19 protein-coding genes and 3 pseudogenes are annotated in these 20,882 nt (G+C 68.3%); 14 read left to right on the top strand and 8 right to left on the bottom strand.

The annotated features are described in order from the left end of the window. Positions 1-127 precede the first annotated feature (127 nt). A complete protein-coding gene (locus ACWDUZ_RS36475) occupies positions 128-547 on the bottom strand; it encodes a winged helix-turn-helix transcriptional regulator (protein WP_451636127.1) in 420 nt (139 codons plus the stop codon). A gap of 106 nt (positions 548-653) precedes the next feature. Here ACWDUZ_RS36475 and ACWDUZ_RS36470 point away from each other — a divergent pair, with 106 nt between their 5' ends. The 3 genes and pseudogenes from ACWDUZ_RS36470 (at position 654) to ACWDUZ_RS36460 (ending at position 3,015) form a co-directional block, all read left to right on the top strand. Further along, positions 654-1,361, top strand: coding sequence for a DsbA family oxidoreductase (locus tag ACWDUZ_RS36470; RefSeq protein WP_451636126.1), 708 nt, complete (start codon positions 654-656; stop codon positions 1,359-1,361). A 64-nt stretch (positions 1,362-1,425) separates the two neighbouring features. After that, entirely contained in the window at positions 1,426-2,070 is a 645-nt protein-coding gene (locus ACWDUZ_RS36465) for an FMN-dependent NADH-azoreductase (protein ID WP_451636125.1), read from the top strand. Positions 2,071-2,199: 129 nt separating this feature from the next. Further along, positions 2,200-3,015: pseudogene (locus ACWDUZ_RS36460) on the top strand (IS5 family transposase). A gap of 203 nt (positions 3,016-3,218) precedes the next feature. On the opposite strand, the pseudogene ACWDUZ_RS36455 reads toward ACWDUZ_RS36460, so the two are convergent. From ACWDUZ_RS36455 to ACWDUZ_RS36445, 3 genes and pseudogenes are all read right to left on the bottom strand, one after another. Next, a pseudogene (locus ACWDUZ_RS36455) lies at positions 3,219-3,407 on the bottom strand (integrase core domain-containing protein); the annotation flags it as partial. Between the two features lie 732 nt (positions 3,408-4,139). Continuing rightward, positions 4,140-4,754, bottom strand: a complete 615-nt coding sequence (locus tag ACWDUZ_RS36450; RefSeq protein ID WP_451636124.1) for a plasmid pRiA4b ORF-3 family protein — start codon at positions 4,752-4,754, stop codon at positions 4,140-4,142. Between the two features lie 110 nt (positions 4,755-4,864). Then, complete coding sequence (locus tag ACWDUZ_RS36445) at positions 4,865-5,026, bottom strand: hypothetical protein (RefSeq protein WP_451636123.1); 162 nt, start codon at positions 5,024-5,026, stop codon at positions 4,865-4,867. A gap of 422 nt (positions 5,027-5,448) precedes the next feature. Here ACWDUZ_RS36445 and ACWDUZ_RS36440 point away from each other — a divergent pair. Next, positions 5,449-5,952, top strand: a pseudogene (locus ACWDUZ_RS36440) (transposase); the annotation flags it as partial. Between the two features lie 98 nt (positions 5,953-6,050). Here the strand turns inward: ACWDUZ_RS36440 and ACWDUZ_RS36435 are convergent. Both ACWDUZ_RS36435 and ACWDUZ_RS36430 read right to left on the bottom strand, forming a co-directional pair. After that, positions 6,051-6,260, bottom strand: coding sequence for a hypothetical protein (locus ACWDUZ_RS36435; RefSeq protein ID WP_451636122.1), 210 nt, complete (start codon positions 6,258-6,260; stop codon positions 6,051-6,053). A 201-nt stretch (positions 6,261-6,461) separates the two neighbouring features. Then, entirely contained in the window at positions 6,462-8,864 is a 2,403-nt protein-coding gene (locus ACWDUZ_RS36430) for a right-handed parallel beta-helix repeat-containing protein (RefSeq protein ID WP_451636121.1), read from the bottom strand. 414 nt (positions 8,865-9,278) lie between these two features. On the opposite strand from ACWDUZ_RS36430, the gene ACWDUZ_RS36425 reads away from it, so the two are divergent. After that, entirely contained in the window at positions 9,279-9,680 is a 402-nt protein-coding gene (locus ACWDUZ_RS36425) for a helix-turn-helix domain-containing protein (RefSeq protein WP_451636135.1), read from the top strand. Between the two features lie 11 nt (positions 9,681-9,691). Continuing rightward, a complete protein-coding gene (locus tag ACWDUZ_RS36420; RefSeq protein ID WP_451636120.1) occupies positions 9,692-9,853 on the top strand; it encodes a hypothetical protein in 162 nt (53 codons plus the stop codon). A 7-nt stretch (positions 9,854-9,860) separates the two neighbouring features. Here the strand turns inward: ACWDUZ_RS36420 and ACWDUZ_RS36415 are convergent, their stop codons facing one another. Then, entirely contained in the window at positions 9,861-10,856 is a 996-nt protein-coding gene (locus ACWDUZ_RS36415; RefSeq protein ID WP_451636134.1) for an aldo/keto reductase, read from the bottom strand. A gap of 143 nt (positions 10,857-10,999) precedes the next feature. On the opposite strand from ACWDUZ_RS36415, the gene ACWDUZ_RS36410 reads away from it, so the two are divergent. From ACWDUZ_RS36410 to ACWDUZ_RS36375, 8 genes are all read left to right on the top strand, one after another. Then, positions 11,000-12,019: a zinc-dependent alcohol dehydrogenase gene (locus ACWDUZ_RS36410; protein WP_451636119.1), complete on the top strand. Its 1,020-nt coding sequence runs from the start codon at positions 11,000-11,002 to the stop codon at positions 12,017-12,019. Next, positions 12,016-12,777: an SDR family oxidoreductase gene (locus tag ACWDUZ_RS36405; RefSeq protein WP_451636118.1), complete on the top strand. Its 762-nt coding sequence runs from the start codon at positions 12,016-12,018 to the stop codon at positions 12,775-12,777. Before ACWDUZ_RS36410 ends, ACWDUZ_RS36405 begins: the two co-directional genes overlap by 4 nt. 943 nt (positions 12,778-13,720) lie before the next feature. Further along, a complete protein-coding gene (locus tag ACWDUZ_RS36400; protein ID WP_451636117.1) occupies positions 13,721-15,091 on the top strand; it encodes an ABC transporter substrate-binding protein in 1,371 nt (456 codons plus the stop codon). Position 15,092: 1 nt separating this feature from the next. Next, on the top strand, positions 15,093-16,046 hold the full coding sequence (locus ACWDUZ_RS36395; protein WP_451636116.1) for a carbohydrate ABC transporter permease: 954 nt from the start codon (positions 15,093-15,095) through the stop codon (positions 16,044-16,046). A 2-nt stretch (positions 16,047-16,048) separates the two neighbouring features. After that, positions 16,049-16,951 (top strand): carbohydrate ABC transporter permease, encoded by a 903-nt coding sequence (locus ACWDUZ_RS36390; RefSeq protein WP_451636115.1) that lies wholly within the window; start codon positions 16,049-16,051, stop codon positions 16,949-16,951. A 31-nt stretch (positions 16,952-16,982) separates the two neighbouring features. Next, entirely contained in the window at positions 16,983-18,164 is a 1,182-nt protein-coding gene (locus ACWDUZ_RS36385; RefSeq protein ID WP_451636114.1) for a mandelate racemase/muconate lactonizing enzyme family protein, read from the top strand. After that, positions 18,161-18,499 (top strand): L-rhamnose mutarotase, encoded by a 339-nt coding sequence (locus tag ACWDUZ_RS36380; protein WP_451636113.1) that lies wholly within the window; start codon positions 18,161-18,163, stop codon positions 18,497-18,499. Before ACWDUZ_RS36385 ends, ACWDUZ_RS36380 begins: the two co-directional genes overlap by 4 nt. After that, positions 18,496-19,332: an amidohydrolase family protein gene (locus ACWDUZ_RS36375; protein WP_451636112.1), complete on the top strand. Its 837-nt coding sequence runs from the start codon at positions 18,496-18,498 to the stop codon at positions 19,330-19,332. Before ACWDUZ_RS36380 ends, ACWDUZ_RS36375 begins: the two co-directional genes overlap by 4 nt. On the opposite strand, the gene ACWDUZ_RS36370 is transcribed toward ACWDUZ_RS36375, so the two are convergent. Next, positions 19,317-20,099: a FadR/GntR family transcriptional regulator gene (locus ACWDUZ_RS36370; protein ID WP_451636111.1), complete on the bottom strand. Its 783-nt coding sequence runs from the start codon at positions 20,097-20,099 to the stop codon at positions 19,317-19,319. The two genes, ACWDUZ_RS36375 and ACWDUZ_RS36370, sit on opposite strands and share 16 nt — an antisense overlap. Positions 20,100-20,882: the final 783 nt, after the last annotated feature.

Below are 20,882 nucleotides of genomic sequence, written 5' to 3'. Positions count from 1 at the left end.
ACCCAACCCGTCCTGGACGCACTGGACATGGGCCTGTGGCAGCGCGACCGCGAAGGCCGCCCACCCGTCCCCGGCGAGCTGTTCATGGGGGAACTTCAGTCGCCGAGTGCCCGGGCCCCGCAGCAGCTCACGGTCGGGACGCCGTGGAAGCGGTTGCCGCGGCGCGGGAGCGGTTGGTGTGGATTTCGTCGTGGTGGTCGGCCGCCCAGCTGATCAACTGCTGGACGATGCCGATCAGGCCGCTGCCCAGCGGGGTGAGGGCGTACTCGACGCGCGGTGGCACCTCGGCGTAGGCGGTACGGGTGACCAGCCCGTCCTCCGCGAGTTGGCGGAGCGTGTGGGTCAGCATGCGCTGGGAGATGCCCGGGATCTGGCGCTGCAGGTCGGTGTAGCGCATCGGGCCGCCCTCCAGCGCGCCGATGATCAGCATGCTCCACTTGTCGCCCACCCGGTCGAGCACCTGGCGGACGAAGTCCATGCGATCAGCGGGGATCTTCGCGCACGGTCCGACCGCCGCCGCCATCCCGGGAACCACGCCGTCCTGCATGGCGCCCACTCCTCTCCGTCACACACATCAATGTGCCTTTTGTATCGCTTTCCATACTGGCCCATCATGGCGTTACGAACAAACAGTAGGAATTGGAGGTCAGGCCATGCGGGTAGAGATCTGGTCCGAGATCGCCTGTCCCTGGTGCGGTCTGGGCGACCATCGGCTGGGCCGGGCCGTGGAGCGATTCGAGCACGGCGACCAGGTGGAGGTGATCCACCGTTCGTTCCCTCTGGGCAGTGATCTCCCCGAGGACCGTACGCTCAGCGTCCGCGCCTACGTGTCGGCCAAGTACGGTGCCCTGCCCGGGGAGGGCGGCGTACCGGACATCGAGGGCATGGCCGCAGCCGAGGGCCTGACCCCCTACCGAGTGCTGGACAACCGGGTCGGGAACACTGATCTGGCCCACGAGTTCCTGGCCCACGCCTCCGCCGAGGGCAAGAACGGCGAAGCGTGGAACATGCTCTTCCGCGCCTACTTCGGCAAGGCCGAGTCGATCTTCACGCTCGACGACATGCTCGGGTTCTCCGACCGGCTGGGCCTGGACCGCGAGCGTGCCCGCCAGGTGCTCACCGAGCGGCGCTACCGCCGCCAGGTGCGGAAAGACGCGCTGGCGGCTCGGCAACTCGGGGCGAGCGGTGCCCCCTTCATCGTCATCAACGGCCGGTACGCCGTGTCGGGTGCGCAGAGCAGCGACGCCCTGCTCGGGCTGCTGCGCACCGAGTGGAACCTGACCCGTCCGGTCACCGTGACACCTGGCGGCGACGCAGCGGTCTGCGGCGACGACGGCTGTGCCGTGCCCACCCGCCCTTGAAGCACAGACCCACCCTCTTCGCACATCAGTTTCGAAGTTTCCGAGGTTTCCGAAAGGCTCCACCATGTCGTACCTGCTGCACATCGACTCCTCCTCGCTCGGCAAGGAGTCCGTCTCCCGTCAGGTCGCCCAGTCCTTCCGTGACGCCTGGCAGGGCGAGGTCGTCCACCGCGACCTGGCAGCCGATCCCGTGCCGCACCTGAGTGCCGCGGGCATCACCGCCCGCGACACCGATCCGGCCCAGTACACCCCGGAGCAGGCGTCGGCCGCCGCTCTGCAGGACGAGCTCATCGACGAGTTCCTCGGCGCCGGCGCCTACCTCTTCGCCGTGCCGATGTACAACCTCACGATGCCCTCGTCGTTCAAGGCGTGGCTGGACCAGATCATCGTCTTCGGCCGCACGGTGGCCCGCCCCGGCCCCTCTCCCGCCGCCGGCCGCCCGGCCGTGGTGATCTCCGCCCGCGGTGGCTCCTACGGCCCCGGCGCGCCCAGGGAGGGCCTCGACCACCTCGTGCCCACCCTGGAGAACGTGCTCGGCCAGGAGGAGCTGCTCGGCCTGGACGTCACCACGGTGATACCGGAGCTGACCATGGCCCTGCACAGCCCCGCCCTGGCCTCGCTCCTGCCCCAGCACGAGGAGTCCATGGCCAACGCCCACGAGCAGGCCCGCCGTCTGGCCACGGCCCTCACCACCCCGTCCGCCGCCTGAGTCTCCCAAGCCCCTCCCTCCTGGGGAGGGGCTCAGGTACGTCGTGCTCTACCGGGCAGGTCCACAGACTGCCCGACGCGCCGGAAGCTTAGACGGTGTCCTATGTGGTGCAGGCTCGTTGAGTCGGTCATGGGGCGGGGTACGTGGAGTTGGATTGTTCCGGACGGGCTATGGGAGATCGCGAAGCCGCTGATTTCACCGTCGAAGGTGCGGCCGCAGGGCGGCGGAACGCAGGACACCCCTGAGGAGACGCTGTTCGCGGCGATCATCTACGTGCTGGTCATCGGTTGTGCCTGGCGGGCCCTACCGCCGTGTTTCGGGATATCGAAGTCGACCGCACACCGCAGGTTCCTGATCTGGTCGAGGGCCGGCGTGTGGGGCCACCTGCACGAGGCGGTACTGCACCGACTCGATGACGCCGGCCTCATCGACGTCTCGCGCGTGGTCCTCGACTCCGCTCACGTGCGGGCTAAAAAGGGGCGAACTCACAGGTCCGAGCCCCGTGGACCGAGGTAAGCCGGGTTCCAAGATGCACGTCCTGTCGGACGCGAACGGACTGCCCCTTCTCGTCGGCGTCTCGGCCGCCAACACCCACGACAGCGAAGCGCTGAAGCCCATGGTCGAGGGTCACCAAACGAGACACCACCCCACCGCGGCCGCCACTTCAAGCCCCAACGCCTGCACGCCGACAAGGCGTATGACATCCCCCACCTGCGGAAATGGTTACGCGGCAAGCGCATCGGCGTGCGCATCGCCCGCAAAGGCATCGAGTCCAGCGCACGACTGGGCCGCCGAAGATGGGTGATCGAGCGGACGATCTCATGGTTGTCCGGCTACCGCCGACTCAGCCCCCGCCACGAACGGGATCCCCGCAACTACCTCGCCTTTCTCGGCCTCGCCGCAGCCCTCTGCTGCTACAAGCGACTGCTCCGCCTCACCACATAGGACACCGTCTAAAGACGCCCGGCCCCACCCGCGGGCCGCTGCCCGGCGGTGTGCAGGGTGGGGCCACCGCGGGCCGTGCGCATGTGGTCCGAATCCTGCCAAAGTGCAGGATCGTGCACTGACAGCGAGTGGGCCTGGACCCGGAATCTTGGACACGGGCTATGCGGTTTCGGCCAGGGTAGTTGATGTGTGTCGAGTGCTGTCTCGTAGGCGATGGGGCTGCGTTGTCCGAGGCGGGAGTGTCGGCGTCGGGTGTTGTAGCGGTTGAGCCGGCGGAACGCGTCGAGGCGGGCCTCGTGTTCGCTGGACCAGGTCTTGCGGCCCTGGAGCGTCTCGCGTTTGAACGTCGCGTTGAAGGACTCGGCGAGCGCGTTGTCCGCCGAACTGCCAACTCGCGGTGCACGGCGACCTGCCTGATCGTCGCCTCGGGCCGCGACTGGTACAGCGCGACCGCGTCCGCCTTGAACTGCGGCGGATAGTTCTTCATGACCACGAGACGTCCGTTCTCAGATCCTCAGGATCCGGTGTCTCGTGTGTCCAGGATCAAGGGTCAAGGCCCATCCTGTGCCGCAGGGCTTGCCCGCGGGGTTCTGGGGGGGAGGTAGCCGGTGGTGGGTCTTCTCTCGCCGAAGGCGGGACTCCTGTGCTCACTGGCTGGATCTGATGGCACGTGCACGCGGGCGCCGAGCCCGCGGCACGGCTCCGGGCTTGTGGATGTGGATCCGCTGGAGCGGGGATGACGTCGCGGGGGCCTCCTTGGCTCCGATCCGCTCCAGCAGGCGCTTGCATGTCCTGATGCCGAGCGACGAGACGACGCTGACGAAGATCGGGGCCATCGCCGCGGGCCAGAGCAGGACCCGCCTCTACGTCAGGCGTGTGAGCCTGTACGGAGACGAAGGGGTGCTGCGGCTGTGTGTACGCGGAACTCCGGGTGCCGTCCGGGTGACGGGTCCTGTCAAGAAGGGTGCAAGCATACGGGCGGTGTCGGCAGGCTTGCCGACGCTGGGCCGAGGCTGCTGAGCGCCTGGCCGCCTGACGGCTAGTGCAGCACCGTATTGATCTTGCGGGGGTCTGTGTACCACTGCCGGCAGGTGAGGGTGCTGCTGACAGCGGGCAGTGATGTATCAGTTCTTGAGGAGCACGGTCCCCTGGGCGGATAGCGCGGTGTTGACCTCGGCTGGATCGAAGGCTGCGGGGTCGAACTGGTCAGCGGAGTCGAGGCCCAGCCATTCCAGGCGGTCTTCGTGCTCTTCGTGGTGAGGATCGGCGAGGATCTCGAGGAGGTAGTCGTATCCCCAGATTCCGCCGCAGTCCTCGGGCGGGCAGGCTCGGCGGCCGGTGAGGCAGCGGGGGTATGCGGTGTTCGGCTCGGGCTCGGTGATGTTCTCGATGAGGATGTCGTGCTCCCAGTCGTCGCCGAAGTCGTAGGTGTAGCGAAGCCGGTCGCCGGTGTGGGCAGCCACCTGGCGGAGCTGCTTGGAGGTGGCGTTGCGGATGCCCAGGTCGCGGTCGGCGACGCCGTATCGGTCCCGGCCGCTGTCGAAGGCCCACATGTGGTAATCCTCCCAGCCGAAGGCGGCCTGGATAACGTCGTGCAGCTCGCGCAGGGTGATGCCTGACGACACTTCCAGGCGGCGCCAGATCGGAGGCCGGGAGTCCCGCAAGGTGATCTTGATCTTGTGGACGGTCTTGCCCGGTGCCGTCCGCGAGGCCCGCTTCGCACTCCTGCTGTTCGCCATGGCGGCCATCCTGCCACCCATGCCCGCCCTGTTCCGGCGGGACCTCTGCTCCTCCCCGACAATGATCACCGCGGTTCGTGGAGTCCGAAGGGGTGGGGCGCGTGCCGATGTCAAGACCGTTCCAGGTGGCCTGGGACAGTGAAGAGCACGTTACTGGAGGAGTTGACGCGTTCGCGGGCCGCGCCGTTGCGCCGGGTGCAGCGGGCCCGGGCGTACTGGCCAATGCCGACGGTGATGCGAACGCGGCTGTCGCCCGCGGGCTTGGCCAGCATCTGGACACCGTGCGGCGCTGACGCAAGCGGTTCGCCGCCGAGGGACTGGCCGCGCTGGAGGCCGCCCCCGACCGGGCCGCTCCCGCCGCTACGGCCCCGACGTGCACCTGGCCATCGTCGTCACCGTCACCTCCGCACGGCCCGCAACCGACAGCCACTGACCCACCGCGCCATCTCCAAGCGCCTGGCCTCCACAGGCATCTCAGCGTCCCAGGTCGGGCGGATCCTGGCCGACCTCGACCTCAAGCCGCACCTGGTGCGGGGCTGGCTCACTCGACCGGAGGACCCGGACTTCTACGCCGGGGCCACCGAAATATGCGCGCTCTACCCGCGCCGCCCGCCCCACTCGGTGGTGCTCAGCGTGGACGAGAAGACCGCGATGCAGGGCTCGCTCCCGGCGCTATCCGACCCGGCCGGCCCGCCCCAGCCAGGTCGAGCGGCGCGAGTTCGAGTACCGCAGGGACGGCACCGCCTCCACCAGCGCGGCCCTGGACGTGCACACCGGGCAGGCCCTGGTCGAGGACATCCCACGCAACGACTCGGCCGCCTTCATCCGCTTCCTGCGCCTGCTGGATCAGTCCATCGATCCGGCCCTGACCATCCACCTGGTCCTGGACAACGGGTCGTCCCATGTCTCGAAGGCGGCCCGGGCCTGGCTGGCAGCGCACCCAAGATTCACCGTCCACCACACGCCCAGACACGCCTCGTGGCTCAACCAAGTCGAGATCTTTTTCGCGACCTGGCCCGCCGACTGCTGCGACGCGGTGAGTTCACCTCGCGCCAGGACCCATCGACCGGATCCGCGACTTCACCGTCGCCTACGACGACGAGGCCCACCCGTTCCGCTGGACCTACGACGGCACCCCGCTCAAAGCCGCTTGGCCCCCGCAAGATCAATGCGGCGCTGTCCTAGGCCAGTCGCTTGAGTCCGCACGGGCTTGGACGTAGAGCGGCCGGTACTCGTCTCGTGTGACACCGACATCTCCGGACCGTCGGGGAAGTCTTTGCGTAGCCGCCGGGCGATCTACTCGGGACTGTTGTGCTCACCCAGACGATCCTGCACCTGGCGATGCAGCCGCAGGGGGCGGCCAGCTTCGTCGGCCGCGACGCCCACCTCGATCGACAAGTCTGCCCGGATCTGGACCCAGCAAAACCCTTGAATCTCGTCAGGAACCCTCGGCCGACCCACCATCACGAAGGCCCTGAACACGTAGGTTGCGACCACCGGTTGCATACGTCCACCGCACTGGGCCAGTAGGCCGTGCGGGGCGAGCATACGCCCGCCCCGCACGGCCGGATGGTCGACGACAGGTCACGCTTGGTGCTCTGGTCCTCTTATGCGCCCGCCGCCAGAGCCGTGGACCTGAACCATCAGTCTGCCGGCGCGCTCCAGAACACCTCGCCGCGCCAATCGTCGACCCACCGTGAGCGGCACCTACGGCATCGTCACGGCGCCGGAGTCAAACTGGTTGATCGCTGACTGGGCGGCGTCGTGGGAGGTGGAGAAGATGCCCGCATCCTGCTTCGCTGCGGCCGAGGCCAACGTCACGGGCTGACCGATCGGGACATAGTTGGCACCGTCGTAGGAGTACGAGGCGTTGAACGACGTGCCCGATCGGGTGAGCTTCACCCAGATGGGACGGTAGACGTCGACGCTGGCGCGGGCGTCGGTGTCCAGGTACCCGTCGCCGTTGGCGTCCCACTCGAACACGACGCCGTTGCGGGCGGTGACCGCGACGACGGCATACCCGGCCGACTCTCCCGCCTTGGTCATGTCGTTGCGGACCATGACCCCGGACTTGGCCCAGGCGTTGGCGTCGTTGACCGACACGACCCGGGTGGACACGCTCGAGTCGGCGTTGAACGAGCCGGCCTGGTAGATCGAACCGAACTGGTCGTCGTGTTGGCCGCCTGCGCCCCACACGTCGGCGCCGGCCGCCGCGATCCCGAATCCATCGCCGCTCTGGCCGAAGTACGAGCTGACGGCCGAACCTCCGGCGGTGGCGAGGTCGGATGCGACCGGTGCATCAACCGCGCACCCGCTGAAGCCGAACTGGTTCGCGTTGAGCGACGTCCGGTACTGCGGCGCGACACCCGCCTGGCAGATCACGTCTCGTGCGCCCGCGGGCCAGTTGGCGCCGGTGACTTTCACGTTGTTGATCAGTTTGTTGTTGTGTGCCGCGGCGTTCGGCGTCGAGGCTCCGCCCGAGTTGTACCAGTTGTTCTGGATGACGTTGTCGCTGGTGTTGTTGCGGAGGCTGTACGCGTTGGTGAAGAGGAAGGAACCGCCCTGGACCACGTTGTTCTCATACCTCATCGAGCGCGAGCCCTCGTCGAGGTAGAGGCCGACTCCTGAGATGTTGAACAGGTAGTTCTTGGCGACCACGGTTCCCGGGCTGGCGGAGAGGTTGTAGACCGATCCGCCGTCGGCGAAGCGTGCCTTCGTGTTGTGCACGAGGTTGCCCTCGACGCGGTTGTCCTTGAGCGTAGTCGGCGTCGTGTAGAGCGTGTTCCACTTGTAGTAGCCGCGGTCGACGTAGTCGTTCGACCCCCCGGCGTCATTGATGCCCCAACCGTAACCGGTGTCGATGCCGTCATAGGGGACGTTGGAGACCTCGTTGTGCAGGATGCGGGCGCCTGTGACATAGGTGCTGAGGATGCCGCTGTTGTCCTTGTAGTCCACCGCCACGCGATTGATCGTGTTGTTGGCGATCAGGATGTTCTGGTTGGTCATCCTCGGGTCGCTGGGGTGGTGCGCGTCAGGCAGTACCCCGCCGACCGCGATGCCGTGCCCACTGTTCTCCAGGAACCGGTTGCCGACCACGTTGATGTCGCTGGCGCCCAGCCCGACGCCGGTGGTCGTGGCGTTGGCATCGTTTCCGACGCCCAGCGCCGACTGGCCAAGGTTGGTGAATGTGTTGCCGGTGAACGAGATGCGGCTGGCGGCGGAGACCTGCACGGCGGCGGGCTCCTGGTACCAGCTGGTGCGCGCTCGTTCGAACATCTCGCAGCCGCGCGAACAGCTGGTGAAGGCATCGGCGGGGCGGTAGTCGTAGGCACCCTTGATGAAGAGGCCGTTCTGCTGGTCCGCATACCCGTCGGTCGAGGGGCCCAGCCAGGAGGTCCCAGAGAACTGGATGCCCTCAAAGGCAAGACCGGTCACCGGCTGGTCGTACGTCCCACCGATGCTGATCAGTGTCTGCAGGCGGGGCAGCTCGATGTCGAGCTGGTTAGGGTCGACCCCGTTCGCCGGCTTGTAGTAGAGCTTCCCGGCACCCGGATCTATGTACCACTGGCCGACCTGGGTGAGGAAGCTCAGTGAGTTGTCGAGGTACCAGCTCGGACCGGCCAGGAAAGAGTTCTGGACGGTGTCCCAGCCCCACGTGTTGTTGTCCCACGCCGGCTGGGCCATCGTGATCTCGGTGGCACTGATGCTCTTGACCGGCGAGTAGCGGTTCGTGAAGTCGCCGAGCGACTCGAACTCGATGCGCCCCTGGTCGGGAAGCGTGGCGAGGTAGCTCAGGGCGGGGTTCTTGATGGTGAGACCGGTGGCGGTGGGAGTGACGTCCGCGTTGGCCAGGCGGATGGCGGCACGGGGGGCGATCACGCCGTTCACGTAGAGCTGGCGGGTGTCGAGGCCGCTGGGGGTGTCCGCCTCCCAGATGCCCGACCCCGCCGCCGACCGGGACCAGCCGGTGACCTTCGAGGCCCCGGTTACCACGGGGTGGGCCCCCGGGGCGGCGGTCCACTCGACGGTGTGGTCGCCGCCGCCGTCGCCGGATCCGAACCGCAGGGGCTCGGAAAGGCGGTACGTACCGTCGGCGAGCTGAACGGTCACGTCACCATGCTTGGCGGCCGGGCCGACAACATGCTGAGCCCGCTCGAGCGAGCACGGCTTCGACTCGCTGCAGTGTCCGGCGTCCTTACCGTCCGGGGCCGCGAAGTACACCGTCCGAGGCGCGGCTTGCGCCTGCAGGGGAGTGAGCGCTGACGCGATGACGGCGCAGGCGCCGAGCGCCGCGAGGGCGCCGGCTCGGAGCCTCCGTCGTCTGCTCACTGAGCGTGTCGAGTCTGACGTCAATGTCATGTTCGATCGCTTCCTGTGATAGGGGCGTTGATGCCCGACACAGAGTTAGCATACGTATGATGTTTGCCACAAGATTCATGTGACGTATGACTTGGAATCCCGGAGGTAGTGGCTTGTCACGCCGCCTTAGCCGGGTAATCGACCTGCTGCGCGTCGGTCAGCAGACTGTCCCCAAGATCTGATCTCGAAGGCGGTCGTGGGGCGTCGACCGAGTGCGTTCGTCCGGTCGGTGAGCATGGAGGAGGGCAGGAGGCTGCGGCGGATCAGCCGGAGTGCGAAGGACCCGGTGAAACTCCGCCGGGCGATCGTGGTGCTGATGTCCGCCCAGGGCCAGACGGTCAAGGACATCACTGTGCTGATGCAGGTCAGCGAGGCTACGTCCGCGATGTCATCCACGCCTTCAACGAGCAGGGACTGGACGCGCTGGACCCAAAACGGAGCGGGGGACGCCCCAAGACGATCAGTGACCGGGTGCGCGAGCACATCTGCCTGATCGCCCGGACCCCCCCCGACTGGAAGATCACCGCGTTCTCCACCTGGAGCCTGAGCAAGCTCGCCGACCACTGATCAAGCAGAAGGTGACCGCGGCCATCAGCCGGGAGACCCTGCGCCGGATCCTGCGCACCGGCAAGATCTCCTGGAAGACCACGACCACGTGGAGGGCGTCCACCGACCCGGAGTTCATCGCCGAGATGCACCCGATCCGATCATGGACCGATTACCCGGCCAAGGCTGCGTGACGAGCCACTAGATCGTCCGGACCGGGTCGGGGACGAGCCCTGTGACGTGCAGCTCCTCCCACAGCGCCGCAGGGATCTCCGCCCGGTACCGAGCGACATTGCTGCGCACGTGCTCCTCGGTGCGCATCCCCGTCACCACCGAGGCGACCGCGGGGTGGCGCAACGGGTACTGGACGGCGGCGGCAGGGAGCTCGACGCCGTGCCGCTCGCAGACGGCGGCGATGCGGGCGGCGCGTTCGACGACGGCCCGCGGCGCCGCCCCGTAGTCGTAGGTCGCCGAGCCGTCCACGGACCTGGTGCTCAGCAAGCCGGAGTTGTAGACCGCCGCGGCGACGACGCCGACACCGCGGGCGGCGGCGACGGGCAGCAGTTCGTCCAGCGCCGACTGATCGAGAAGCGTGAACCGCCCCGCGACCATGACCACATCGACGTCGGTGCGCCTCACGAACTCGGCGAGCATCGCCGCCTGGTTCATACCGGCACCGATGGCGCCGACGACGCCCTGGTCCCGGAGTTCGGCCAGGGCGGCGATCCCGCTCGACGACGCCGGCCCCCAGTGGTCGTCCGGATCGTGCAGATAGGCGATGTCGAGCCGGTCCGTCCCGAGCCGCTCCAGCGACTCCTCCACGGAACGAAGGATCCCGTCGCGGCTGAAGTCCCAGGTCCGTCTCTTCGCGGCCGGCACGACGAACCCGTCGTCGTCGAGCAGGTGACTCGTCTGCGGGCTGTCCACGAGTAGGCGCCCGGCCTTCGAGGAGAGGACCGCACCTCGCGGGGCGGTCGTGCCAAGGGCGTCCCCCAGGCGGCGTTCGGACAGCCCGAGGCCGTAGTGCGGCGCGGTGTCGAAGTAGCGGATCCCCTCCTCCACCGCCGCTCTGACGGCGCGACACGACTCCTCGTCGGTCGTCTCGATGAACAGGTTGCCGAACTGGGCGGCGCCCAGGCCCAACTCCGTGAGCTGGTGCCCGGTGCGCAGTTCCCGGGTCGGCAGCGTCCGTTCCATGGATGCGTGGTCGCGTGGCAGTGGATTGCTGGTCACGAGGGAGGAGTGTAATCACTAGAGCATACGTATGATGTTTGTGCTGCTAGGCTGCGCGGGCTGTGGGCCGGGACGGCCCGCGACGTAGCGAGGAGGGGTCGATCGGCATGTTGGCGGCAAGTTACACAGGCGCGCGCACAATGGCGGTAGAGGAGCGGGAACCGGCGGAGCCGGGTCCGGGCGAGGTCCGGGTCGCCGTGGCCTATGTCGGCATCTGCGGCACGGATCTCCACGTGTTCCACGGTGACATGGACGGCCGGGTCGGCAAGCCGGCGACGATCGGGCACGAGATGTCGGGCACGGTCGTCGCCCTGGGCGCCGGCGTGGAAGGCTGGTCGGTGGGTGACGCCGTGACCGTCATGCCGCTGGCCTGGGACGGGACGTGTCCGGCCTGCCGTGCGGGGAACGAGCACATCTGCCAGAACCTGGACTTCATCGGCATCGACAGCCCCGGAGCCCTTCAGGAGTTCTGGAACGTACCGGCATGGACACTCGTGCGGCTGCCCTCGGAAATCCCGCTGCGGGACGCCGCGCTGGTGGAGCCCGTCGCGGTGGCGGTTCACGACGTACGGCGTTCCGAACTTACCGCGGGCGACAAGGCGGTCGTCATCGGTGCGGGCCCGATCGGTGTTCTCATCGCCACCGTCGCCGCCGCGTCCGGTGCCGAGGTCGTGGTCGCCGAGATCGACCCCACCCGGCGGGCCGCTGCCGAGGAGATGGGGCTGACGACGCTGGACCCCTCGTCGGTCGACCAGGTTGCCTGGGTGGCGGAGTGGACGGACGGCGCCGGAGCGGACGTCGTGTTCGAGGTCTCCGGCTCGGCCGCCGCCGTGCTCGGCGCGACCAGCCTGGCCAGGGTCCGCGGCACCCTCGTGGTGGTGGCCATCCACCCGCAACCGCGCCCCGTCGACCTGCACCGCGTGTTCTGGCGGGAGCTGAGGTTGCTCGGCGCCCGGGTCTACCAGCGCCACGACTTCGAGCGCGCCATCGAGCTCCTGACCGAAGGCGCCATCCCGGCAGAGAAGCTCATCACGCGCATCGTGCCCCTGACCGAGGTCCAGTCGGCCTTCGGTGTCCTCGAGGCCGGGCAGGCGATGAAGCTGCTCGTCGAGGTGAGCGCGTCATGAACCCGTTCGCCCTGACCGGGCGCCTCGCTGTCGTGACGGGCGCCAAGCGCGGCATCGGATTCGCCGTCGCCGAGGCCCTGGCCGCTGCCGGTGCCGACATCGTCGGGGTCTCCGCCACCCTCGATCCGGAGTCATCGGCGATCGGCGACCGCGTGCGCGGGCTCGGCCGCACGTTCTCGGGACACCGCGTCGACTTCGCGGACCGGGGGCAGGTGACCCGGTTCGCCGAGCAACTCGCCGCGGGCGAGCGCCCGGTGGACATCCTGGTCAACAACGCCGGGACCATCCGCCGCGCTCCGGCCGCCGAGCACCCCGTGGAGTGGTTCGACGAGGTGCTCGAAGTCGACCTCACGAGCACGTTCGTGCTCAGCCAGGTCCTCGGGCGGCGGATGCTGGAGGCACGGCACGGACGCATCGTCTTCACCGCCTCCCTGCTCTCGTTCCAGGGCGGGATCAACGTGCCCGGCTACGCGGCCGCCAAGTCCGGCGTGGCGGGACTGGTCCGCGCGCTGTCGAACGAGTGGGCCGGACACGGTGTGACGGTGAACGGCATCGCCCCGGGCTACATCGCGACGGACAACACCCAGGCCCTCCAGGACGACCCCGACCGGTCCCGCGCGATCCTCGAGCGGATACCGGCAGGGCGGTGGGGAACGGCGGAGGACATCGCCGGAGCTGCCGTCTTCCTGGCGTCGGACGCCGCGCGCTACGTCTCCGGAACGGTTCTCCCGGTCGACGGTGGCTGGCTCGGCCGATGAGGGCTGCCTGACGGACGGGCGCGTGCCAACCCCCGAGGTCGACGGGGCTTCGCGCCGCCGGCGTCGGCGACCTCCACGAGTCGGCCGGCGCCGGCGGCGCGGCCGGTGCACGGACAGCACCGTTGACCTGGGCCCCGGCCGCCTCGGCAACGAGGCGGCCGGGGTAGGACGCGTCGGAGTCGACGGCCCCCGGGCGGCGGCTCGTTGCGCACCACACACCACGAGAGCGAGGTTCCACCGCTCTGGAAGCGCCCCGTCACCGGATCCGGTTCGCCTGTTCGGCACGGACGTCGTGCCGGCCGGCCCACGCTCGCGCAGAGCGTCGCCGGCGGGACCGCCGTCGGCGTCAGGCGGACGAAGAGGCTGACACGCCTGCGTGGATCGCTGCGCGCAACCCAGTCGTAAAACTCCTCGGCCACCCGGTGGCCGCCGCGGAGGAACACACAGACCTCGCCCTACGGCCGAAAATCGACGGGTGCAGCCCGCGCTTGACGCCGCTGTGCGGATCGCGCCTGGCATCGCCCCGTGGGAGCGGGCCTTCGCTGCCCCGCCCCGATCGTGCAACCGGGCGGACACCGGCCGGTCCCCCGCCCGCCTGCCCGAGGCGGACCGGCGGACGCGGTCCGGAAGCCCGGGGCCGCGTCCCGAACAGGTGGGTGACTGAACCACCCTTGGACGCGGCCGAGTTGCGCTCCACCGCTGTGAGCACGTAGTACGCGGCGAGAGGGTCTCCTGGAGCCAAGTCGGCTCACGCCCCCAACTGCCAGTGGACCTTGCCCTCATGCTCGCGGGCGACGGCGAGCACCCGCATCGGCCCGCCGTTCGACGTACCCGTCAAAATCGGAACAACAACGGGCCACTCAAGCTGATGACAAACATCATACGTATGCCCTACAGTCCTGGCGCGGAGTCGTCAACGAAGTCGACAAGAAAAGGACATCTCATGGCCGGAATCCACACTGCGGTGCGCTCGCGCCGTAAAACGTCGACCGCTGCCGTCATAGGCGCCGCAACGGCGCTCCTCACCCTCGCCGGTTGCGGCGGCGGGGGCACCGCGGCGAACGGCGCGTACGGCTTTCCCGAGGCCAAGCAGGAGGCCTCCTCGACGATCACCGTCTGGGTGGACGCGGACCGGCAGGCCGCCGCGAAGGCGTTCCAGAAGGCGAACCCGGACACCAGGATCAAGGTCGTCACCTACGACGGGTCTGCCAACGGGTCCAACTCCTTCCGGACGAAGATGCAGCTCTTCGACCGCGCCGGCAGCGGCTGGCCCGACGTCGTCTTCTCCAGCCAAAACAACGACGCGGCATGGGCCAGCCAGAAGAGCGGCGGCAAGCAGGCGTTCGCGGCTGTGCTGGACAAGGGCCTCGTCCCCAAGGACACGCTCGGCAACTTCACCGAAGGCTCGCTCAACCCCTGCACGGTGGACGGCCGCGTGTATTGCCTGCGCAACGACCTCGCCCAGGCGGTGCTCTGGTACAACAAGTCCCTGCTGGACAAGTTCGGCTACGCCGTCCCCACCACGTGGGAGGAGTACCAGGCGCTCGGGGAGAAGGTCGCCAAGGAGCACCCTGGCTACATCGTCGGAACGGCCGGCGACGCCTGGACGCCCGAGGTGTTCATGTGGGGGAGCAAGTGCCAGGCCAATGACGTGCCCGGCCCCAAGTCCCTCACCGTGAAGACCGACTCGGCCGAGTGCAAGCGGGCGGCCTCGCTGCTCGACACCCTCCGTGACAACGGAACCGTTCCGGTGGTCAGCGTGTTCACCCCCGAGTTCCTGAAGAAGTACTCGGGCAAGGTGCTGATGATGCCGGGTCCGGCCTGGTACGCCGGCGCGATCTTCAACAACCCCCAGTCGCTCAACGTGCCGGCCGGCCAGCTCGGCGTCGCCGCACCGCTGCCGTGGAAGGGCGAGAGCGGGGCGGTGACGGGCAACGTGGGTGGCGGAACCTGGTTCGTCTCCAGCCATTCGAAGAACCTGAAGGCCGCTGCGAAGTTCGTCCAGTTCGTCACCACCGCCGATGAGTACCAGGTCGACGTCGCACCGGGTTACCCGGCGTACGCGCCCGCCGCACAGAAGTGGGTCGCCAAGCAGGAGGCGAGCAAGTACTACGCCACCCCGCTGCAGCCGGTGGTGACCGCGGCGTCGCAGGTCTGGGACGGCTGGGGCTACCCCATGTTCAGCCAGGAGGCGATCTGGGCCAAGACCATCACCCCGGGGATCACTGACGGCAAGTCGGTCGTGGACCTGCTGCCGACCTGGCAGACGGCCATCGAGAACCAGGCCAAGGTCAACGGATACAAGGTGAACTGACATGACCCTGGCTCCTCCGAGTGGCCGGCCGGCCGTTGACGCCTCCGGGCGTCGGCGGCCGGGCCGGGGCAGCGGCCGGGCGGCCGGCCGCGCCTCCGTTCGCAGTCCGATCGGCTATCTCTTCGTCTCGCCCTACGCGTTGCTCACCATCGTCTTCGGGATCGCGCCGTCGCTCTACGCCGTGGTCCTGGCCTTCACGAACGCCGACGGCGGATTCGCGGGCATCGACAACTTCACCACGGTCGTGGGCGACTTCCGGTTCTGGCCGGCCGTGTTCCACGTGACCACCTATCTCATCATCTGGCTCCTCGGCCTGGTCGTGTTCGTCGTCGGCCTGGCGCTGGTGGTCCACGCCATCGGCGTGCGGTGGGTGAGCACGACCCTGCGCTTCGTCTACTACCTGCCCGGCGCGCTCGCGGGCGCGTCCAGCGTCCTGTTGTGGCTCTTCGTCCTCGATCCGACCGCGAGCCCGGTCAGCGGTCTGCTCAAGACGATGGGGTTCGACAGCTTCGTGCAGGTGATCCAGCCCGGCCACCTTCCGGCGATCTTCGCGATCATCGCGTTCTGGACCGGAGCCGGCGGATGGATCCTCATCATGCACGGCGCCCTCAACAACATCAGCACCGAGGTGATCGAGGCCGCACGCATCGACGGAGCGAACGCCGTCCAGATCGCGCTGCGGATCCAGCTTCCGATGCTGCGCAAGTGGGTCGCGTACATGGGCGTCATGTCGCTTGCGGCCGGCACCCAGCTGTTCGTCGAACCGCAACTGCTCAGCCAGGCCAGCAACGCGGTGGTGCCCAACGACTACTCGCTCAACCAGCTGGCCTACCAGTACGCCTTCCAGCAGAACGACTTCAACGGCGCGGCCGCGATCTCTCTGATCCTGCTGGTCGTCGCACTCCTGCTGTCCTGGGTGTTCGTGACCCGCGGCGGCCTGTTCGAGAAGGAATGACCATGGCAGCACTCTCCGCCGCACGCCGCCGGCCGAGCCTCAGCGGGTGGAGCGGCCGGTCCATCGTAGGCGTCCTCCTCGTCGTCTTCGTCCTGTTCTTCGCCATCCCTATCGTCTGGCTGCTCCTCGCGGTCGGGAAGTCCTCGAAGTCTCTCGTCGTCGCGGACCCGTTCTCGCTCGGGTCGTGGTCGGATCTCGTCACCAACTGGCACCAGCTGTTCGACTTCCAGGACGGTGCGGTGACGACCTGGATCGGGAACTCCGCGCTGTACGCGATCGGCGCTCTGGTGATCACGCTCGTCGTGAGCATCCCCGCCGGCTACGCCCTCGCACTCACGGAGTTCAGGCTTCGGCAGGCGCTGCTGGTGCTGACGCTCGTCGTCATGCTGATCCCCAACACCGCGCTGGTGCTGCCCATCTTCCTCGAACTGAACAGCGTCGGCCTGATCGGGAGCCCGCTGTCGGTGATCCTGCCCATGTCGTTCTTCCCGTTCGGCGTCTATCTCACCTACATCTACTTCTCGACCAGCATCCCTCGCGACATCCTCGCCGCCGCGCGCATCGACGGCTGCAACGGGTTCCAGGTCTTCACCCGGGTCGCCCTTCCGCTGGCCGCCCCGATCGTCGCCCTGGTGGCGTTCTTCAGCTTCGTACAGAACTGGAACAACTTCTTCCTCCCGTTCGTGATGCTGCCTTCGAGCGACGGCTATCCGATCCAGGTCGGGCTCACCTCGCTCCTGGCGTCAACCCCGGCTTTCAATCCCAGCTCTGCGGGATCCGACTCCGTCCAGCTGCCCACCTTGGCGCTGGGGACGATCGTGTCCATCCTGCCCGTCCTGGTCGTCTTCCTGTTCTCCCAGCGATTCCTGATCGCAGGCATGACAGCTGGAGGAACCAAGGAATGACCACTCGCACTTGCAAGGAGAACCACCGCCGATGAAGATCACCGGGTACCGCAGTCTGAACACCGTTCACGACTGGGGCAGAATCACCGGGGACGTCAACGGTGTCCAGCCCGGCCACGCCACGCCGGTCCCTGTCCTCATCATCGAGACCGACAGCGGAATCGAGGGAGTGGGCCTCGGGGCCCATGCCGACATCGCCCGTGTCTTCCCTGCGATCGAGGGAGACGACCCGCGCTCGGTCATGGCGCTGTACGACCGCATGCTCGACTGGGTGTTCAAGGCCGGTCACTCGGGATCCACCTTCGGCACCATCGGCGCCGTCGACATGGCCCTCTGGGACATCAAGGCCAAGGCTGCCGACGAGCCGCTCTGGCGGACGCTCGGAGCCCGCGAGCGCTTCGTCCCCGGATACGCGTCCGGTCTCGAGTACGGCCTGACCGACGAGGACCTCGCCGTCCTCTACGGCCGGTTCGCGGACCGCGGGTTCAAGGCCGGTAAGCTCAAGGGCGGCCGCGACCTCGACCGCGACCTGCCCCGGCTGGAGATCATGCGCGACGTCCTCAGCCGCAACTCCCGCCGGCCGGCGCTCATGTTCGACGCCAACGAGTCGTGGAACCACGCCCAGGCGACCCGGTATGTCGCGGCCATCGAAGAGCGCATGGACCTCACCTGGGTGGAGGAACCGCTGCGCCGATGGGATGCGGCCGGCATGGCCTCGCTGCGCGGGAAGGTGCGCGCGGCGATCGCCAGCGGCGAGAACCTGACCGGGCTGGAGCAGTACCGCCCTCTGCTCGACGCCAACGCGGTGGACATCGTGCAGGTCGGCAACGTGTGGGGGATCACCCACTTCCTCCGCGTCGCGACGCTCGCGCACGCGCACGACCTGCCGGTGAGCCCCGTCGCGTACAACGCGAACCCGGTGGCGCACGCCGCCGCCGCCGTACCGAACCTGTTGACCTACGAAGTCCAGGACCTTCACTTCCCCGTCGGTCTCGACGTCGACCAGCAGTTCGACGACGGAGGCATCGTCTTGGGCGATCGCCCGGGCATCGGGATCGTCGTCGACGAGTCCCAGATGTCACCGGCCGACGCCGCTCCCCCCCGGCCCGCGGCGACCGGCCCGCACATCCGGCCCGAACGCGCCGCCCTGCGGCTGGTGTCCGAACCTGACGTGATCGACGACCCGACGCCCCGCGGAGGCCGAACCCGATGACCCGTCGACCCGAGCGCAGGGCCTTCGTCGTAGGTGTGCGGCCCGACAAGCGCGAGGAGTACCTGGCGCTGCACCGTGCCGTCTGGCCGAGCGTCGAGCGCAAGCTCACCGAGTGCAACGTGCGCAACTACAGCATCTTCATCTTCGGCGACATCCTCTTCGCCTACTACGAGTACGTCGGCGCCGACCACGAGGCGGACATGCGGCGGATCGCCGACGACCCGGCTTCGCAGGAATGGTGGACGCAAACCGACCCGTGCCAGGTGAGGATCGCTAAGGAGCGCGATCCCGGGGCTCTGTGGCAGCCCGTCGAGGAAGTATGGCACCTCGCATGAGTGCGGGCATCGACGCACATGTGCACCTGTGGAACCGGGCCGTGGACCCGCAGGACTGGATCGACCCGGAGACCATGGCCCCGATCGCCCGCGACTTCGGCGCCCCCGATCTGAGCGGAATGCTGGACTCGACCGGTCTCGACGGTGCTGTGGTGGTGCAGTCGAGCAACAGCCTCGACGAGAGCATCCGGCTCGCCGGGCTGGACTCGCCGGCCGTCGCCGGTCTCGTCGCGTGGGTCGACCTCGCGGCGGAGGTCGGACCCCAGCTCGACCGGATCCGCGAGAACGCCGCTGTCCCCGTCGTCGGGGTGCGGCATCTGGTCCACATCGACCCGGACCCGGAGTGGCTGACGCGCGAGGAGATCGGTGCGGGCCTCGCCGTCCTCGAGCGGGAGGGCCTCTGCTTCGACCTCGTCGTGCGTGAGTGGCAGCTCCCGCAGGCGACGCGTCTGGCCGCGCGCCACAGCGGCCTCCGCTTCGTGCTCGATCACCTGGGCGGTCCGCCCGGGCCCGGGCAGGACAGGAGCATGTGGGCGGCGCGGCTGCGGGAGCTCGCGCGGCAGCCGAACGTCGTCGCGAAGGTCTCGGGACTCACGTCGGGCCTCGCCCCCGGATCATGGCGCGCGGATGATCTCGCCGCACCGGTGATGATCGCTCTGGGATACTTCGGCGCCGACCGTCTGCTCTACGGCTCCGACTGGCCGCTGGCCGAACTGGGCGGCGGAGTGGCGCCCTGGAAGTCCGCTCTGGAGTCGCTGTTGGAGGGGCTTTCCCCCTCGGAACGGGCGCGGGTGTTCGGCGGCAACGCCGCCGACGTCTACTCGCTGTCCTGATCGAGCGCCCGGCCGTGCGCCCTCGGCGCGTGGTCGGGCAGCCGACGGCGCTCCCACGAGACGTGGATGTGATCGTGCATCGCCTTCTGGGCGGCGGCGACGTCCTTCCTGGAGATGGCATCCAGGATCGCCGCGTGTTCATGCAGCGTCAGCTCAACCGCGTCAGGGGGGTTGATGCCCTGGTAGCGGCTGGACTCCACGGCCCGCTTGTACAGATGCTTGGCTATGTTCTCCGCCAGCCGGTTGCCGGAGATCTCCATGAGCGCGTAGTGGAACACCACATCCGCCTGCCGGAAGGAGTCCGTCTCGGACTCGCTTTCACGCATCGCGGTCAACGCGTTCTCCAGCCTCCTCAACTCATCTGCGCTGCGAGAACCGGCAACCGCGCCCGCCATCGCCGACTCGAGGCTCGCCCGCACGATCGTCAGCTCGTCAAGGACACCGAGCGTCTCATCGTTGTCGATCAACGCGGACAGCACCACCGGATCGAGCATGTTCCAGTAGCCCGGCGCCCGCACCTGGGTGCCGCGACCCTGGGAAACGATCACAAGGCCCTTTTCCTCGAGCCGCTTCACCGATTCACGCAGCACCGTACGACTCACGCCGAAGTGTTCGCTCAGCGGACCCTCCGGGGGCAGCAACTCGCCTTCCTTCAACTGGCCCGTCACGATGAGGTCGACGAGCTCGGAAACGACTGCAACACCCAAGCGGCTGGCAGGCAGGCGTCGCGGGATCAGACGGGTTGCGGATTGCGACTCGGTTGCCATACGTATGACCTTATCGCTCAATCAATCCGCTGTCGAAGAGGTTCCTGGTCCAGGACACGTCGTCGACGCTCGCCCCATACAGGTGACCGCCGGGTCATCAACAACGGCAAGATCATGTCGTCCACGGTCAGCCCGACGGCGCCTTCATGGCGGCCTCGGTCACCGACAGTGACGCGGCGCTTGTCATCGTGGGCCTGAAGTCCTCGAAGGTGGTCCAGCGCATCGGCCCACCACCCTGCGGATACCTCACACAACAGGCATACCGCAACGATCACACCCCGTCAGCCCCCAACGACATCACGCCGCGAAGGTCGGTAATCACGCGGTCAGGGGATCCGCTGGCTGCGGCAGTCGCGACGCTGGCCCGCATCAGCCGCCAGGGCTGCGTCAGTTGAGGACCTGGGCCTCGCCGACCCGGACGCCCATGGTGCTGCGGCGGGTCTCGGTGAACTGCCCGGCGTCGGCTCCGCCTCAGGTGACCTGCCAGGTGACGGTCCAGGTCGAGGTGGCGGTCAACTGGTACCGCTCGCCGGGCCGGCCGGCGCTGGCGCGTGTGGAGCGGTGGCCGCAGTCGGGGGAGCCCCCCACCATCTGGCCCGACCACAGCAAGTCACAGCGTTGCGCAGCCCCCGTCCCAAGATTGCGCAGCGCCCGGCATCGCTGCGCATCGGCATGTGCAACCAGCCGTCACGGCTGCTCGTCTGTCGGGGCCGGGGGGGGCGGGGGCGGCGGGTCAGCGGGGGGCGCCGGCCGTCAGGGACGCGGAGCGAGGCGGAGCGGGAA

The organism is Streptomyces sp. NPDC003393 (assembly GCF_053589015.1).
This window is presented reverse-complemented; position numbering and strand designations above follow the sequence as displayed.

What these genes read in the sequence shown, in the direction of transcription:
- ACWDUZ_RS36445 (WP_451636123.1), bottom strand. Translation starts at nt 5,026, where the DNA reads ATGCTGGCCAAGCCCGCGGGCGACAGCCGCGTTCGCATCACCGTCGGC.
- ACWDUZ_RS36380 (WP_451636113.1), top strand. Translation starts at nt 18,161, where the DNA reads ATGACCCGTCGACCCGAGCGCAGGGCCTTCGTCGTAGGTGTGCGGCCC.
- ACWDUZ_RS36475 (WP_451636127.1), bottom strand. Translation starts at nt 547, where the DNA reads ATGCAGGACGGCGTGGTTCCCGGGATGGCGGCGGCGGTCGGACCGTGC.
- ACWDUZ_RS36370 (WP_451636111.1), bottom strand. Translation starts at nt 20,099, where the DNA reads ATGGCAACCGAGTCGCAATCCGCAACCCGTCTGATCCCGCGACGCCTG.
- ACWDUZ_RS36400 (WP_451636117.1), top strand. Translation starts at nt 13,721, where the DNA reads ATGGCCGGAATCCACACTGCGGTGCGCTCGCGCCGTAAAACGTCGACC.
- ACWDUZ_RS36410 (WP_451636119.1), top strand. Translation starts at nt 11,000, where the DNA reads ATGTTGGCGGCAAGTTACACAGGCGCGCGCACAATGGCGGTAGAGGAG.
- ACWDUZ_RS36385 (WP_451636114.1), top strand. Translation starts at nt 16,983, where the DNA reads ATGAAGATCACCGGGTACCGCAGTCTGAACACCGTTCACGACTGGGGC.
- ACWDUZ_RS36435 (WP_451636122.1), bottom strand. Translation starts at nt 6,260, where the DNA reads ATGCAACCGGTGGTCGCAACCTACGTGTTCAGGGCCTTCGTGATGGTG.
- ACWDUZ_RS36375 (WP_451636112.1), top strand. Translation starts at nt 18,496, where the DNA reads ATGAGTGCGGGCATCGACGCACATGTGCACCTGTGGAACCGGGCCGTG.
- ACWDUZ_RS36470 (WP_451636126.1), top strand. Translation starts at nt 654, where the DNA reads ATGCGGGTAGAGATCTGGTCCGAGATCGCCTGTCCCTGGTGCGGTCTG.
- ACWDUZ_RS36405 (WP_451636118.1), top strand. Translation starts at nt 12,016, where the DNA reads ATGAACCCGTTCGCCCTGACCGGGCGCCTCGCTGTCGTGACGGGCGCC.
- ACWDUZ_RS36415 (WP_451636134.1), bottom strand. Translation starts at nt 10,856, where the DNA reads ATGGAACGGACGCTGCCGACCCGGGAACTGCGCACCGGGCACCAGCTC.
- ACWDUZ_RS36465 (WP_451636125.1), top strand. Translation starts at nt 1,426, where the DNA reads ATGTCGTACCTGCTGCACATCGACTCCTCCTCGCTCGGCAAGGAGTCC.
- ACWDUZ_RS36450 (WP_451636124.1), bottom strand. Translation starts at nt 4,754, where the DNA reads ATGGCGAACAGCAGGAGTGCGAAGCGGGCCTCGCGGACGGCACCGGGC.
- ACWDUZ_RS36390 (WP_451636115.1), top strand. Translation starts at nt 16,049, where the DNA reads ATGGCAGCACTCTCCGCCGCACGCCGCCGGCCGAGCCTCAGCGGGTGG.
- ACWDUZ_RS36395 (WP_451636116.1), top strand. Translation starts at nt 15,093, where the DNA reads ATGACCCTGGCTCCTCCGAGTGGCCGGCCGGCCGTTGACGCCTCCGGG.